The organism is Bartonella sp. HY406 (genome assembly GCF_025449315.1).
In the GTDB taxonomy this organism is placed as follows: Bacteria; Pseudomonadota; Alphaproteobacteria; order Rhizobiales; family Rhizobiaceae; genus HY038.
In genome coordinates this window covers 423,450-439,738 of sequence record NZ_CP104893.1, presented here as the reverse complement: position 1 = coordinate 439,738, position 16,289 = coordinate 423,450, and the positions used below count along the sequence as shown (strand labels likewise).

The 16,289-nt window shown below is 41.2% G+C and carries 14 protein-coding genes, 2 tRNA genes and 1 riboswitch; of the genes, 7 read left to right on the top strand and 9 right to left on the bottom strand.

Annotated elements, in window-relative coordinates:
- Window positions 1–38 precede the first annotated feature (38 nt).
- The 3 genes from N6B01_RS01800 (at window position 39) to N6B01_RS01790 (ending at window position 1,879) form a co-directional block, all read left to right on the top strand.
- Window positions 39–134, top strand: a tRNA-Sec gene (locus N6B01_RS01800).
- Window positions 135–270: 136 nt separating this feature from the next.
- On the top strand, window positions 271–693 hold the full coding sequence (gene mscL, locus N6B01_RS01795) for a large conductance mechanosensitive channel protein MscL (protein ID WP_182418635.1): 423 nt from the start codon (window positions 271–273) through the stop codon (window positions 691–693).
- A 514-nt stretch (window positions 694–1,207) separates the two neighbouring features.
- Window positions 1,208–1,879: a YdcF family protein gene (locus tag N6B01_RS01790; protein WP_262079658.1), complete on the top strand. Its 672-nt coding sequence runs from the start codon at window positions 1,208–1,210 to the stop codon at window positions 1,877–1,879.
- Window positions 1,880–2,197: 318 nt separating this feature from the next.
- Here N6B01_RS01790 and N6B01_RS01785 read toward each other — a convergent pair whose 3' ends face one another.
- From N6B01_RS01785 to N6B01_RS01775, 3 genes are all read right to left on the bottom strand, one after another.
- Window positions 2,198–3,082, bottom strand: coding sequence for a LysR family transcriptional regulator (locus tag N6B01_RS01785; protein WP_182418633.1), 885 nt, complete (start codon window positions 3,080–3,082; stop codon window positions 2,198–2,200).
- 185 nt (window positions 3,083–3,267) lie between these two features.
- Window positions 3,268–4,350, bottom strand: a complete 1,083-nt coding sequence (locus tag N6B01_RS01780) for an Ldh family oxidoreductase (RefSeq protein WP_262079656.1) — start codon at window positions 4,348–4,350, stop codon at window positions 3,268–3,270.
- A gap of 2 nt (window positions 4,351–4,352) precedes the next feature.
- On the bottom strand, window positions 4,353–5,888 hold the full coding sequence (locus N6B01_RS01775) for a DASS family sodium-coupled anion symporter (protein WP_182418631.1): 1,536 nt from the start codon (window positions 5,886–5,888) through the stop codon (window positions 4,353–4,355).
- A gap of 472 nt (window positions 5,889–6,360) precedes the next feature.
- Here N6B01_RS01775 and N6B01_RS01770 point away from each other — a divergent pair.
- Window positions 6,361–6,435 (top strand) — tRNA-Glu (locus N6B01_RS01770).
- A 252-nt stretch (window positions 6,436–6,687) separates the two neighbouring features.
- On the top strand, window positions 6,688–8,022 hold the full coding sequence (locus N6B01_RS01765; protein WP_262079654.1) for a L,D-transpeptidase: 1,335 nt from the start codon (window positions 6,688–6,690) through the stop codon (window positions 8,020–8,022).
- Window positions 8,023–8,148: 126 nt separating this feature from the next.
- Here the strand turns inward: N6B01_RS01765 and mnhG are convergent, their stop codons facing one another.
- From mnhG to N6B01_RS01735, 6 genes are read right to left on the bottom strand one after another with little or no spacing between them, the layout of a single operon-like run.
- Window positions 8,149–8,601: a monovalent cation/H(+) antiporter subunit G gene (mnhG, locus tag N6B01_RS01760; RefSeq protein ID WP_182418629.1), complete on the bottom strand. Its 453-nt coding sequence runs from the start codon at window positions 8,599–8,601 to the stop codon at window positions 8,149–8,151.
- Complete coding sequence (locus tag N6B01_RS01755) at window positions 8,598–8,879, bottom strand: K+/H+ antiporter subunit F (RefSeq protein ID WP_262079653.1); 282 nt, start codon at window positions 8,877–8,879, stop codon at window positions 8,598–8,600. Before N6B01_RS01755 ends, mnhG begins: the two co-directional genes overlap by 4 nt.
- On the bottom strand, window positions 8,876–9,379 hold the full coding sequence (locus N6B01_RS01750) for a Na+/H+ antiporter subunit E (protein ID WP_246708108.1): 504 nt from the start codon (window positions 9,377–9,379) through the stop codon (window positions 8,876–8,878). Before N6B01_RS01750 ends, N6B01_RS01755 begins: the two co-directional genes overlap by 4 nt.
- Window positions 9,376–10,998, bottom strand: coding sequence for a monovalent cation/H+ antiporter subunit D (locus tag N6B01_RS01745; protein WP_262079651.1), 1,623 nt, complete (start codon window positions 10,996–10,998; stop codon window positions 9,376–9,378). The genes N6B01_RS01750 and N6B01_RS01745 overlap by 4 nt, the downstream gene beginning before the upstream one ends.
- The gene (locus N6B01_RS01740) at window positions 10,998–11,339 is read right to left on the bottom strand and encodes a Na+/H+ antiporter subunit C (protein WP_182418626.1); all 342 of its coding nucleotides are present in this window, start codon (window positions 11,337–11,339) and stop codon (window positions 10,998–11,000) included. The genes N6B01_RS01745 and N6B01_RS01740 overlap by 1 nt, the downstream gene beginning before the upstream one ends.
- Window position 11,340: 1 nt before the next feature.
- Entirely contained in the window at window positions 11,341–14,271 is a 2,931-nt protein-coding gene (locus N6B01_RS01735) for a monovalent cation/H+ antiporter subunit A (protein ID WP_262080539.1), read from the bottom strand.
- Window positions 14,272–14,768: 497 nt separating this feature from the next.
- On the opposite strand from N6B01_RS01735, the gene N6B01_RS01730 reads away from it, so the two are divergent.
- A complete protein-coding gene (locus N6B01_RS01730) occupies window positions 14,769–15,395 on the top strand; it encodes a TetR/AcrR family transcriptional regulator (protein ID WP_182418625.1) in 627 nt (208 codons plus the stop codon).
- Between the two features lie 161 nt (window positions 15,396–15,556).
- Window positions 15,557–15,904 (top strand): antibiotic biosynthesis monooxygenase family protein, encoded by a 348-nt coding sequence (locus tag N6B01_RS01725; protein WP_262079650.1) that lies wholly within the window; start codon window positions 15,557–15,559, stop codon window positions 15,902–15,904.
- Window positions 15,905–16,025: 121 nt separating this feature from the next.
- Window positions 16,026–16,286: riboswitch (cobalamin riboswitch) on the top strand.
- The last annotated feature ends 3 nt before the right edge of the window (window positions 16,287–16,289 follow it).

Genomic DNA, 16,289 nt, shown 5'->3' with positions numbered 1-16,289 from the left:
ACAAGTAAAATACTAAGCTTGGCTGCTACAAGCATAATGGAAGGGAAGTTCATCCGGTGGTGGATGCGGCCTTCAAAGCCGTAAGGGGCTGCGAGACAGTCTTTGGTGGGTTCGACACCCACTCCCTTCCGCCAATTTATAAAAAATATTGCATATAACTATTGCCCTTTAGCTTCTTTAGCATACATAACTCCAATAGACATTCATGAAAGATCATATTTATTATTAGTGTTTTCATGAAAATAGATATTTTCAAAATAGGGTATTAAAATGTTAAAAGAATTTCGACAATTTGCCATTAAGGGCAATATGGTTGATTTAGCCATTGGTGTTATTATTGGTGCGGCATTTAGCGGATTGGTTAATTCGGTTGTCAATGATATTTTAATGCCCATCATCGGTCTTCTTACTGGCGGCATTGATTTTTCCAACATGTTTATTCAGCTTGCAGGTGAGCCACAAACCACACTAGCTGCCGCCCGTGCCGCAGGGGCAACTATTGCTTATGGTAATTTCATTACTCTTGCTATCAATTTTATCATTGTTGCTTGGGTATTGTTCCTTGTGGTTAAAGGCATGAATAAGCTGCGCACTAAGGATGAAGTCAAGGTTGAAGCTAAGCCAGAGCCAACCAAAGAAGAAGTCCTTCTTACTGAAATCCGCGATTTACTTGCCACCAAAACAAGCAATTAGGGCGTTTTTTTGAAAAGTGTGAAGCGGTTTTTGGACAAAAAACGCGATGTAAACAATAGATTAGAGCGCCGATTTGATCCAATCAGATCGAAATGCGCTCTAAAATTATCCTAGCATCTTCCAATTTATTTGGGTTGGAAGATGCTTCTGCCAATATTTTCATGCTTAGGGTCAGATCTGCAATCAATTTATAGGCTAATTTATATGTTCATTGCCCCCAAAGACCATAGACACATTCGGTCATCAATAATTTCTTGAAGAAATTCAGATCTCGCATCAATAATTTTACTAAAAATTTTTATTTTTAAGGCAAATATTGCAAATAGAGAAACATAAATTAAAATTCTTGCGCCAATAAAAGACAGCGATCCTTATTTTGCCTTACTGATAGCGATATTTAGGTTAAGCAACCCGCTACAACGAGGCATATTTAACTGATCTCGTCATTTTTATAAGGTCTGATTTAATTTATGCTATAAAATAGTAATTATTCCTATTGCGTGAAGAGATATTGATGAAGCCGCGTGACATTTCGGGAAACCAGCAAATACCGCCCGAACAAGGCGACCAAAGCCCGCGCTTAATATACAAGCGCAATTGGCGCAAACGGTTTTTTAAGCATATTCCACCAATTTTGATTTTTGTTTTTATCGTATTTGCTATTTTTACCACTGGTTTTGTTTATTTTGGCGAAAAAGTTGATCGCTTAATGGCGCCCAATCCCTTGCCGCAAGCTGATGGCATTATTGTGCTAACGGGTGGACGTGCGCGCATTGAAAGCGGCATTTTTTTGCTTAACCAAAAAAAAGCACATCACTTGTTAATAAGCGGTGTTAATCCTGCAGCGGATAGTGGCACGCTCGCGCGAGCCAATCACACCGACCCCAAACTATTTGAATGTTGTATTGAGCTTGGACATGAAGCGTTAAACACAAAGGGCAATGGTAGCGAAAGCGCTGAATGGGTAAAAAAACATAATTATAAAAAAATTTATGTAGTCACCAATGATTATCACATGCCGCGCAGCCTCTATATTATGCAACAGGCCATGCCCGATGTTGAACTCATCCCCTACCCTATCCGCGTTGAAAACCAAAGTGATGACTGGCTAAGCATTATTAATCATTTGCGAGTGCTCGGTATTGAATATTTAAAATATATTGGCACACGATTTTTAAATCTTTAGCAAGACAGCCAAGACAACTGAACAAAAGTTTAACGATAGATAAGGTGGAAAAAGAATATACTGACTTATCTTAATCTAAAATAAATATCTATAAAATTGTACTATACAAACAAAAAGCAAATGGTGACAGCAATAGCAATCGAACCTTTTAAGCCCTGCTACACAGATACAAGAAACCTGTGCGCATACCGATTGCGCCACTTTAGCAATCTGGCCATCATTTGCAATAACATGAACATTCTGCCAATGGATTTTGTCAATTGCCCATCGGCTTTTTCATTATGATATTGCCGATGTTCAAAAATTTAAGCTATAAATTTATGCAGCTTTTAGTTTACAAGCGCCAATTTCCATTCCACTTAATTTATCAATAAAAGCCTTAACTAAGCTCAATTCACACGCATCCTTATTATAAAATAGCCATGTATCACGTTCACAATATTTGCCGTTTTTATAAGTTAGCGGTTCATGATAAATTTCTGGTGCCATACCCATCACCGTTGATGGTAAAAACCCATAACCCAATCCATTCCTTACCATTTCAAGGCATGTATCCAAACGGTCGACATTCATTGAAATACGCGGAGGAATTGAATAATTTTCCACCCACCAGCGATTAATTAATAATTGATTAAGTGGGTCATTTTGATAATCAATCAAATAAAGCTTGTCTAATTCAGAAGCGGAAACTTTGTCCTTATTTGCAAAACACATAACATCCTTATACAGCAAAAGCCGTTCGCCGGAAAAATGATATTCGCCGCGCACAAAGCCCATATGGACGTTATTGCTAACAACAAGCTGCAAAATATCGCGGCTCCAGCCCGAAAACACCTGATAGCGTACTTCCGGATATTCTTTTTTAAAACTTTGCAAAATCGGTGGAAGTATAAATTTACTCATAAAATGCGAGGCACCTATGCGCACAGTACCTGATATTGTGCCTTTCATGGTTAGGATATGCTCTTTCACATTGGTCATCTCATTGAGCATGAATGAGGCTTTTTTGGCTAAATATTCACCTTCTGCGGTAAATTGAATGCCCCGCTTATTTCGAATAACCAGCGTGGTGTTAAAATAAGATTCCATATTTCGAAGTCGGATAGAAAGAGCCGGCTGGGTCATAAAGAGCCTATCTGCAGCACGCGTAATAGACTTAATTTCATATAGAACTTTTAGCAGTTCCCAATCACGTTCATTCATAATATCATTCCAACGAATTATCCGTATTTTTGCTGTAAACTAGCATCTTTGGCTTTTTTCATATCTCTATTTTAAATAGAAATACAAATTTAATTATAAAGCCTAAATTAAAAATACTTCTTTGAGTGAAAGAAGACCCTGTCGGCCGATGGGAGGATTACCGACAGGGTAGCAATTGTTTAAAGTCAAACAATTGCGTTTTGTTCATTTTCCTGCTGTATTGCGGGTAATGATATTCCTAAATTACCGGCTAATTCGGCTAATATTTGCCAAGATTTTTCTTCAACAGGAATAGTATTGCTGAATTTTAGGCGGGTTTTTGCTTCAACTTCACCAGGATATAAAACGACACTATGAGCATCTTGAGTTGGGCAATCTTTCAAATAAGCAAAAAATGCCTCGGTTTCATGCTCTGCCCAGTCATTTGGAACGAATTTGCCAATATTGATAATAAGAGCAAAGACATTATTGACCGCCATACCATTTCCATAATGTTCTTTTTCGATGGTGCCACCGCCTGAAAGAATACCGGCGAAAAGCTCCACAGCCAATCCAAGCCCATAACCTTTATGACCACCAAAGGTCAGAAGGTTTCCGGGAGGGTTTTGAAACAAGACCCGTGGGTCGTTTGTTGGTTTACCGGTTGCATCAATCATACTACCAGCAGGCGCTTCGCAGCCCTTTTCAGCAAGAACACGTGCTTTATTCAAAGCAATCGCGCCCGTTGCCAAATCAAGAACAAATGGTGGTTTGCCATTTGGCAAAGGCCAAGCATAACACATAGGATTGGTCGTAAGCTTCGCTTTAATACCACCAAAAGGTGCAACTGTAGGCGTGCGTTTAACAATATTACAAAAGGCCAACATCGCCATGCCTGCTTCGCAGGCCATTTCGCCATAATAACCGATACGACCGATATGGTGTCCGTGGCGTAATGTTAAGGCACAGATGCCTTGTTCATGAGCAACATCAATAGCATCCGAAAATGCTATTTTTGCTGCGTGTTGACCAAAACCGAGGTGAGCATCATAACCAAGCAATACACCAGATTTACGATAACAATTAAGCTCACCATCGACTTTAAGTGTTCCTTGATCCAACGCTTTTATATAATTGGGTAAAATCGTTAGACCATGACTTGCATATCCTACTTGATCGGATGCAATGAGGTGATCGGCAACATTTAAAGCAACCTGATCATTTACACCTTTTGCAAGCAAGATTTCAGATACTAAATTTTTGGCATCAGCTACACCGATGTTAATCATAATTATAACCACCCTAATAGAGGCCAGTAGAACAGAGCCATTAAAAGCATAAGCAGATAGCCAATGATTGTAACGACAATACCCATTTTAGAAAATTCGGTTGGCGTAAATGTTTCTGTTGCCATACACACCATGTTTTGTGGTGCGTTAACAGGAAGGATAAAGCCATAACTCACCACAAAGCCAAGCAACATGCTAAGACCTAATTGGATATCTGGAGTTAAGCTTAAATTGGTGGTTCCGATTGTATGGAACATCACAATCATAATTGGCATGAACAATGATGTTAAGGCTGTCGCACTTGCAAAACCTAAGTGAATAACAATAAGGAATGCCGATAATACGGTAAAGATCATGAAAGGACTTAAAGACGCAAGACCTGCACTTTCAACCACCCAATCACCAAGCCACTTGCCGGCACCAGTATTGAGCAAAGCACTACCTAAGGAAATACCAACACCAAAGACAAGGATAGTACCCCAAGGTGTACGCTTTTGTACTTCTTTCCAACTAATAACGCCAATTCCAGGTAACATCATGATCACAAGACCAACAGTGGTTGATGTTGTTGTATCAATTCTATGCAAGGTACCGCCACCAGTTGCCCAGAAGAATAAAAGTATGCAAGTAATAGTTAGAAGACGAATTTGAGGACCAGGAATACGACCAAGATCTTTCAACTCTTTTGCAACAGCTTCCTTACCACCAGGAATATTATCAGCTTCAGGTGGCATCATCTTTAAAACGACGAAATAAAGCACAAAAGACATAAGAACTGACCATGGTCCGCCAGCAATAAGCCATTGTCCCCAAGAAACTTGTTGTCCAATGCTTGTTTGCATAAAGCCGACAGTCAAAAGATTTTGCGCTGCAGACGTTTGAATACCTACGTTCCAAACACTTGTGGCCTGCGCAATCAAAATCATAATACCAACGGCAATGCGTGAGCGCTTTTCAACACCATAAGCTGCGATAATACCAGACATAATTGGTACAATACATGCAACACGCGCTGTAGCACTTGGCACAAATAAGCTAAGAATAATGGTAACAACAATAACACCAATAAGAATGCGTTTTGTACTTGTACCAATGACATTTAAAGTAATAAGTGCAATGCGCCGATCTAACCCAGTATAGGTCATAGCCGCAGCAAGGAAAGTTGCACCTGCAACCAGTGCCCAAGCACCATTGGAAAAGCCCGATAAGGCCATACCCATGCCTTTAGATGTTCCAAGCCACTTGGCTGGATCTTCGCTTATAAACTCTTTTGCCGCATCTAGCGTGACTGTGGGAGCTAACCCAACGAGCAAAGCTATTAACGCAACAATTGCGAGAGAACTAACTTCATAGGAAACGGCTTCAGTTAGCCAAACAATTACAGCAAAAGTTAAAATTGCCAACATGCGGTGGCCAGAAGTTGAAAGACCTTCAGGCGTTGGCAGCATCATAATTGCAAATAAAACAAGCAGCCCCGCGAAAAGACCCCAAGGGATTGTAATTTTTTTAGGTTGCGAAACAGCGTCTGCTGTGCCCATGACGCATACTCCTTAATATGATATGCAAATTTTGGGTGCACGACGTCGAACACAAACGAAAAGACGCATGTGCACCAGTGAAGAAAGATCTGAGCGCTGGATCATGGTCTATTGGCAAATGAAGAAATAAAAAATATAAGCTTAATATCTCCAAATTCATAGTATAAAATATACCATGCATTGGAAGTATATTTAACATATACTATCAATGAATCTTGATATGCTTTTTAAACCATTTTAGCTATAAAACATTTTCTTTAAATAAGATAATTTAATTTTATTATGATTAAATATAAAATTAATTTATGGGTGTCTTTGATTTCAATCAAATTATAATTAAATTATATGCTAATATACAAAATTATTTATCGTGTTAAGGACATTGTTCTCATTACCTGATAAAAAGTCATTTTAAAACAAGAAATACGCATTGCCTTTTTAATAAAACAAGCCTATACAGCAAAAATACCGTGCGCCTATCGTCTAGCGGTCAGGACGCCGCCCTCTCACGGCGGTAACAGGGGTTCGATTCCCCTTAGGCGTACCACTTACTCCCAATGTCAAAAAACCATTGTAAAAACCGTAAAAGCTAAATTTTCAATTGCTAAAATATGTAAATTGAATTTTTATTAAAATCTGTCTTAATATTTTTTCCCCACGCGACAAATTATTAACCATAATTGCTTATAATAAAGTTTAAGCCGAGGTAGTTTTAGGCGGAACTCCGCCACCTAACTGCTGGAATAGAGATTAATGAATATCTACTGCAGATATTCAAAATGAAGTATGGTTGAAAAATATGACCAAAAAACCTTTAAAGCGACAAAATGAAACGGGATTTTTAGTCCTTAGCGCTAATAAAAGTCGTGCTGTCCTCGTGTCGCTTATTGGATTAAGCGCAATAGCACAAAGCCAATTTGCAACTGCGCAGAACTATTATCCCCCTGCGCCCCAGCCCTATGGCAACCAATATCAACAGCCCGCGCAAGGCTATAATAATGGTTATTATCCGCCTGAGGAAGACCCTTATTATCAACCGCCTGCACAGCAGCAATATCCACAGCAATACCAAAATGTGCCGCGCCCACAATACCGGCCGCAGCCAACGCCGCGCCCTGCTATCGATCCCAATACCACCGCTTCCATAGATGGCCCATCAAATTATCGTCCATCAAATTATCCAAATGGTAACAGTGAACAAACCTATACCCCGCATAATGTGCCACAAAGTGTTTATGGCGGCTTGCCAGATGCTGATACCCCAGCAATTGAAATGCCCAAAGGCGCGCAAGGTAAAAGACAGATTGCATCATTGCAAGTATTGATGAGTCGCATTGGCGCGTCATCAGGGGTTATCGATGGCGCACCTGGTAGCAATTTTGATAAAGCAGCAGCAGCAGCCAGCCAATTGACCGGGAAATTTATTGACCCCAATAATGGTCCTGCAATTGAAGCAGCTTTGCAGGCTACGGGCGGCGCAGCTTTTACAACTTATACAATTACCAATGAGGATGTTGGGCAATTCTATGTTGCATCAATCCCTAATGATTATGCTTTAAAAGCACAACTGCCTTCTATGGCTTACACATCTGTGCTTGAAATGTTGTCTGAACGCTTTCATATTGATGAGCGTTATTTGCAAGAACTTAATCCTGGGGTAAACTTCCGACAACCCGGTGTGGTCATCAATGTCCCTAATTTGCTTTTGCCAAAGCGCAAAGCGGTTGCCTTTATCATTGCCGATAAAGCTCGCAAGCAAGTTCGCGGCTATGATGAGGCTGGTAAATTAGTCGTTGCCTATCCATCGACCATCGGGTCATCGGATAATCCATCACCATCGGGCACGGTGGAGGTAAAGCGCATTGCACTTAACCCCAATTACACCTATAACCCGAAAATAAATTTCAAACAGGGTGAAAACAACAAAGTATTGACCATTCCACCCGGCCCTAATGGCCCAGTTGGCACGGTTTGGATTGCACTTTCAAAGCCAACCTATGGTATTCATGGTACGCCAGATCCATCACGAATTGGCAAAACCTCTAGCCATGGCTGTATTCGTTTAACCAATTGGGATGCACAAGAACTTGCAAAATTAATTAAACCAGGTGTTGTTGTCCAATTCGTCGACTAACATAATAGTGAAATGAAACGAATAAGGGTGCAAATGAATAATCGTTTTGCACCCTTATTTTATAGCAAAATGTTTTGTTTATAGGTTAGATTAAAACTTCAAACCGATAATTGATTAAAGGCGATATTAAGAGCTATGATATTCAGGAAATTGCGGACGCTCATCTGCTTTTTCTTCAGCAATGGGTGTAATCTCTGCCGCTTCTTCCTTTGGCGCACGATAAAGATCAAATAATTCTGGCGGCAAATCACGCCAATCATTACTGCGATCGCGGTGAAGAGCGCCGCGTGAAAGCATCATCAAGGTTACCGGCGTAGTAACCACAATAAAAACGGTGATCAGCAATTCATGAATAACCAAGCGACCGCTGGTCATGGTAAAAAACAATATTGACGCAATAATAATGCCACCGACACCCCAAGTGGTACCCAGTGTTGGCATATGCAAGCGATCATAAAAATTTTTAAATCGTATAAGACCAACACAGCCAAGCAATGTTAGGCTGCTGCCCAAAACCATAAAAAAGGCAATGAGAAGAGCTGCCCAAATAGGTAAATCTTTTACAAGTTCTTCGCTCATTCTATCACCTCGCCGCGCATCAAAAACTTCGCTAAAGCGATGCTAGAAACAAAACCAAGCATGCCAATAACCAGTGCTGACTCAAAATAAATAGCTGTTCCGGTGCGGATACCAAAAAGCAATAACATAATCATGACTGTGACATAAAGCGTATCTAATCCCATAATCCGATCTTGCGCGCGTGGCCCAAATATAAGGCGATATGTTGCTAGTAAAATTGCAAGCCCCACCATGGCTTGGGAAACAAGGAGAGCCCAAAATAAAATATTATAGCTCATATAGTTTCTCCTTGATCAAATATTTTAAGAAGTAGGCTTTCATAACGACTCTTAATAAGGTCGCGCCAATGATCCTCGCTACTAAGATCAAGGACATGCAATAAAAGCTCATTAGAGCGAGTGTCATAAGCGACCCATGCCGTACCCGGCGTTGCCGTTAATACGCACCCCAATACTGCTAATGCGGTACGATCCTTTAATTCAAGTGGTATAATCATAAAACCAGAATTGGCCTTTTTACGTCCACCGGTTAAAATAATCCATGCAACAGCTATGTTAGATTGGGTAATATCTAAAAAAGTTTTCCAAATTAAAAGCGGTACAAAACGCCAGCCTTTTATTTTAATTGGATCTGGTTCCAAACGCGCCATAGCGTGATTGCCAATAAAGGCAACAAAAAGCGATATAATAAACTGCCCCGGGGTAAAACCAGCAAGCGCCATCCACATTAATATCATAGAAACTGCTAGGACAGGAAAAGGGAAAATACGTTTTATCATAATCCACCTGCTCCACTCAATTCATTGACACCGCCAAGCACACTACCAATGTAATTATAGCTATTAAATAAGCTTTCCCCCATAACATCCATATAACGCATCGTTGGGCCAGCAATAATGGTAAGCAGCAGGCAAATTAACAAAAGTCCTGCAATCGGTGCAATTTCAATTACCATCACCCTTGGTACACTGCCCTCTAATGACGCCCAAAATGTTCGAATACCAGCGCGTGTCATGGCGATAAGTGCTGCAACACCCGACAAAATAATAGCTGCAACATAAAGCCAATCACTAAGCCCAACAAAATGTTTGGCTGTTGGCGCTTCTGCCGCATTAAGCTGACCTGAAATCAGCATGATCTTGGCAAGAAATCCTGAAAAAGGTGGCATACCAATAATCAAAATGGCACAAACAGCAAAGCAAGATCCGAGAATAGCAACTGTTGCGGGCAAATAAAGCCCAACCTCGTCTTCTTCTTCCTCTTCCTCATCGCCATAAACCTCCATGGTAACGGCAAGAACGTTAGCCGCACTATCTTGTCCACGTTCAATCAACTCAACCAAAAGGAAAAACGCACCAAGTGCAAGTGTTGAGGTGATAAGATAAAAAACCGCAGGACCAATTAAGGCTTCATTACCAGTACCAATGGTGGCAATTAAAGTACCTGAAGAAACTAAAATGCAATAAGATGCAAGCCGAGATAAAGCTTGGCTAGCCAATACGCCGAAAATACCAAAAACAATAGTGACAAGACCACCATAAAACAGCACATTATGACCAAAACCATAAACGCTAGAGGCACTTGCGCCAAAAATCAAAATTGATAAACGCAATATAACATAAATGCCAACTTTACTTAAAATAGCAAAAACTGCTGCAACTGGTGCAGGAGCGGCACTATAGGTTGCCGGCAGCCAGAAACTTAATGGCCACATGCCAGCCTTTACCAAAAAGGCTACACCCAAAATAGCAGCGCCTGCTTCAAAAAGCATAAGATCATTCGCGGGAATTGCGGATACTTTGGCGGCAATATCTGCCATATTCAAAGTGCCAGTCACACCATAAATGAGCGCCGCACCTATCAAAAACAAAGACGATGCAAGTAGATTAATGACAATATAATGCAGCCCTGCACGTACACGCCGACTGCCTGAACCATGCAAAGCCAATGCATAAGAAGCGGTTAGCATCACTTCAAAAAATACAAAAAGATTAAAAAGATCGCCAGTTAAAAATGCACCATTAACCCCAGCTAATAAAAACAACATGAGCGAGGGGAAATGGGGCCCTGCTTTATTCCAATGGGTGTAGGAATAAACAAGCGAACCAAGCATAAGGCATGAAGACAGCAAAAGCAAAACTGCCGACAAACGATCAAGCACCAAAACAATACCGAAAGGTGCAGCCCAATTGCCAAGCAAATAAACATCAGCACTAGGAGTTATATCCTTAGCCCGCGCAATAAGCGCAATTGCTACCAGTACCAGTAAGCCACTAGTAATAATTGCCGAAAGCAATTTTAACGTATGGCGACGCTCATCAAAAAACAACAGCACTGCCGCGACAGCCAAAGGCAAAATAATTGGTATAATAATGAGATGATAAAGGGCGTTTCCCATTAATTTGGCTCCCTTCCGTCAACATGGTCAGAGCCGGTCAGCCCACGAGCAACAAGCAATACCACAAGAAAAAGGGCTGTGGTGGCAAAACCAATAACAATCGCGGTTAAAACAAGCGCTTGCGGCACAGGATCTGTAAATTGTGTAGGATCAATGCTACCGGTATTTGATGTGATCGGTGCGGCATTCATCTTTAAGCGCCCCATCGAAAAAATAAATATATTTACCGCATAAGACAGAAGTGAAAGACCAATAATCACCTGAAACGTACGTGGACGCAATAAAAGCCAAATGCCAGAACCGCCAAGAATACCAATAGCAAGAGCGAGAATTATTTCCATATTAATTATCCTCTTTCACAATGGTTTCTTCTTTACGCACGCGGTAGCGGCGTATGGATTGGTGAGCAAGCGCAATCAGCATCAAAACTGTTGCACCAACAACCAAGGCAAAAACCCCAAGATCAAACAATAAAGCAGAAGCAGTTGGCATTTTACCAATAAAGGGAATTTCAAGGTAATTAAAATAGGTAGTCAGGAATGGATAACCGAAAAACCACGAAGCGCCGCCCGTTGCAAGGGCAACACATATACCAAAGCCCATCCAACGTACTGGCAAAATAGTTAAATGATCTTCAACCCAGCGTGTACCAGACGCAAGATATTGCAAGATAAAGCCAATTGCCATGGTAACACCGGCGGCAAAACCACCGCCCGGCAAATCATGTCCGCGCATAAAGATATAAATGGCAAGACCAATAATCGCTGGAAATAGCCAATGCATGGTTATTTGCGGAATGGTCAAATAATCCTGCAAGGTATCGCCTTCTTCACGCTCTGGCTGATTAATATCAAACGCTGTTTGAATGCGTTGTTGCGAGGGCGATTCAATGCTTTCAGATGCTGGTCTAAATCGGCGTAGAAGTGCAAAAACCGTCAGCGCCACAATACCAAGGACGCATATTTCACCCATTGTATCAAAACCACGGAAATCAACTAGAAGCACATTAACAACATTGGTTCCGCCGCCGCCAACATAGGCGTTTTTCAAGAAAAACTCGGCAATCGTATCACCGCCGGCATCTAAAGCGCCCCTTGTCATAATCGCATAGGAAAGCCAAGCCAAACCGCAACCACCAATAATAGCAATTAACAAATCTCGCAAACGGCGAAAGCGTGCCGATAATCCGGCAGGCATTGGATCTGGATCTTGCCAGCGCTTTGGCAACCAACGTAAGCCCAAAAGCAAAAGAACGGTTGTTACGACTTCCACCAATAATTGGGTTAGTGCTAAATCCGGCGCGGAAAGCCACAAGAAAGTGACGCATGTCATAAGTCCAGCACCGCCAACCAACATCAAAGATGCTAAACGGTGAAACTTTGCTTGCCAAGCAGCACAAAGAGCGCATGTGCCACCAATAATCCAAAAGATCGCAAAAACAGGATCAATCGTGGTTAGCGGCAAATCACCCGGCATAATACCAATAATGGCAATGGCGGCAAAAACAGCCGCAATCGGCACAAGTATTACCCAACGCACCTGCGTTTGCAAACGGCGTGTACCAAAAAACTGTTCGGCCCAACGCGCCCATTTCCATGAAATGGTAACCAAAACCCGCTCAAAAATTCGCTGACCTTTGATATGACGGAAAAAAGGTGGCCCATCTTCGCAAGAAAGGAAATAACGACGCCCAAAAATATAAAGCAATATACCACCAACAAGGGCAATTAAGCTCATGATAAGCGGCGTATTAAAGCCATGCCAAAGGGCAAGGCTATAATGAGGTGTCGCACTACCAAGCACAGATTTTACCGCACCTGAAAGGGCTGGCCCAATACTCCAATTAGGTAAAATGCCAACAAGCAGACAAAGCCCTACCAATAACTCTATTGGCAAGCGCATAAAATGGGGTGGCTCATGCGGTGTTTTTGGTAGATCTTGTGGTTTAGGCCCAAAAAATACCCCATGAATAAACCGGACAGAATAGGTAACTGAAAATAGGCTAGCAACGGTCGCAATATAAGGTGTTGCCAAATCAAGCCACGATTCAACATGGGTTTCAATAGCCTCGGCAAAGAACATTTCCTTGGAAAGAAAACCATTTAACAACGGCACGCCTGCCATTGCGGCACTCGCAATAATCGCAAGTGCCGCAGTTATTGGCATATAGCGTGCAAGCCCAGTGAGCTTGCGCATATCACGCGTGCCAGTTTCATGGTCTATAATACCTGCCGCCATAAACAAAGATGCTTTAAAAGTCGCATGATTAGCCATATGGAAAATCGCAGCAACACAAGCAAGCGGACTGCCAAGGCTTAATAATGTAGTGATAAGTCCTAAGTGACTAATGGTTGAATAAGCAAGAAGCCCTTTAAGGTCCTGCTGAAACATAGCAAAATAAGCGCCAAGAAATAAAGTGGTGAGCCCAGATAGACCAACAATCCAAAACCATGCGTCAGTGCCGGCTAACACTGGCCACAGCCGCACCAATAAGAAAACCCCTGCCTTGACCATGGTTGCCGAATGCAAATAGGCTGATACGGGGGTTGGCGCGGCCATAGCATTTGGCAACCAAAAATGAAATGGAAATTGCGCACTTTTGGTAAGCGCACCCAAAAGAATAAGGATAAGGGCTGGCAAATAAAGTGGACTTGAGCGAATAATATCGCCAGACTTTAGCACCACATCAAGATCATAACTACCAACAATATGCCCCAATAAAAGCATACCAACCAAAAGGGCAAAACCGCCAAGGCCAGTAACCGTTAAGGCCATACGCGCGCCATCACGGGCGCTAGCATTATGATACCAATACCCAATCAGCAAAAACGAGAAAATACTGGTTAATTCCCAAAAAATCACCAGCATGATGATATTGCCAGATAAAACAATACCGGTCATTGCCCCCATAAAGGCAAGGAAAAAAGAAAAGAAGCGTGGTACCGGATCAGCAGGATCCATATAATAACGCGCATAAATTACAACCAATAGGCCAATACCATTGATCATCAGCAAGAACAGCCAAGCAAGACCATCCATCCGCAAAATAATATTGATTCCCCATTGCGGCAACCAATCTATTTGTAAGCGTACCGCGTCACCATTCATAATCGAGGGATAAAGCATGATAGTGAGCAACAGACCAAAAAGCGCAACAGAGCCTGCAAACCACGCTTCATTATTCTTAGCGGTGGAGCGAAAAAAGCCAATTATTGCACTGCCTATGAAGGGGAGCAGGATTAGTAAAACCAGCATCGCTTCCCTTGTTGTCACCATTATATCAACCCCATTACTACAAGCGACAAAGCGCTATCCCATCATGTAAACCCTAATTGCTGCCATTTGGCATCAGCATGCTATACCAGAAGAAAGTTATGATTTTTTTAAAAACAAAATTTTCAAAATTATTTCACACTCACGTAAATTGGCAAAAAAATTAACAAAGAAAACCCTATGGCTTAGGTGCGAATCTAAAATTTTGCAATTCACGATAATAAATCTGGTTTTACAAAACCTATTCTAAACAAAAAATACAGCCGATTGGTGAATATTTTAAGGAAAAAGCGATATATTTTTTGCCTGTGGATAAAATAGTTCTAAAAACATGATAGTGTCATGACAAAGGTGATACATTAGACCATATGCATTAAATTTAGTTGCCAAACCAACTGTGTTCCATCATGAAGCATTTCGTTGAAACACAACAAATTTATCGCAATACACTCTTCCCAACTTGCAATTGATGCTTAATTATGATATGAACCTCGTTCATGGCTAAAGAAAAAATTGCTAAAACGACATTGAAAAGAGAACAGCAACGCATCGCCCTTATTGACGCGGCGGAGCGAGCTATTGCCGCTAAGGGATTGAACGGTTTTAAAGCGCGTGAGCTTGCCGATGAAATCGGCGTTGGTCTTGGACAAATCTATAATCTAGTTACTGATCTTGATGAGCTATTATTACGCGTTAGCTCAAAAACATTGGTGCGGCTTGAAACCGCAATAGAGGCTGAATTTAATGATGAACAGCCGCAAACGGCTGAAGATATGCTGATTGTAACGGCGCGCGCTTATCATCATTTTGCCCGTGATAATTATAATTTATGGCGCACATTATTTGACCATCAATTACCGCAAGATAAGCCTGTTCCTGATTGGGTTTCACATGAAAGATTAAGGCCTTTTCAAGTGGTTGATAAACCGCTTGGTGAATTGATGAAGGGCGCAGATAGTGAAGAAGTGAAGCTCTTTTCACAAACCATATTTTCCGGCATTCACGGCCTTGTATCCATTAGCCTTGATAGCCGAGATGTTGGCGTTCCCCCTGCCTTACTAGATAAGCAGATTGGTAAATTTATTAAAATCATCTGCCGCGGTTTAAAAAAGAAAAGCAAATAGCATCTATATCTTATCAAACAATTATTCCGAGGTATTTGGAGATCAGTATAAGTTTTTATTGGTTTTCAATGTAAACTAAGAAAATGGCTCACCAGTTTTCTCATCCTATATTTTAAAAATTGCTTTAATTGCAGATTTTGATTTAGGCAAAGGATTTAAAAATGTTCGCCAAAACACCTCCTCCTCCTTATTATCTTGTTGCTTTTTCATCGCAACGGAGCCTTGGCGATGATGAATATCATCAAATAGCAAAAAAAATTGTAGAGCTTGCACTGCAACAAACAGGCTGTCTTGGCGCTGAATCTGTCCGCGATGAAAATGGTTTTGGGATTACCAATTCCTTTTGGCGTGATGAAGCAAGTATTAAATCATGGAAGAACAATATCGATCATCAAATTGCTCAAAAACTTGGCAAGTCCAAATTTTATTCAGATTATTTTGTTCGCGTTGCAAAAGTGGAACGCGATTATTGTTTCGCTGCTTGTAAAATGCTTTCTAATCCTCAATGAAACTAAATTTTTAAATTTTGCAATATTTTATTCAATTATGTTTTAACGCCTTTTCTTCTTTACATTTGTAATGTTATATCGTAACAATGGTAAGAATTTGATTGACGTTATTATACGAAATAGTTAACCTAGCTGCGACGGTTCCCCGAATGATGGACTTCATAGGGGACTAATAGGGAACATGGGACGGGTTAACTTTATAAAGGACCCAAGCCATGGCTGCCCCCGCAACTGTAAGCGGTAGATAATAAATATGATGCAGTAAAAGCTGCAAACCACTGTTTAGGATTAGCTTTAAATTAAGCCAATCCAATGAATGGGAAGGTTGTTTGTTATCGCCATTCCGCAAGCCAGGAGACCTGCCGTCAATCATCAGGCGTTTCGC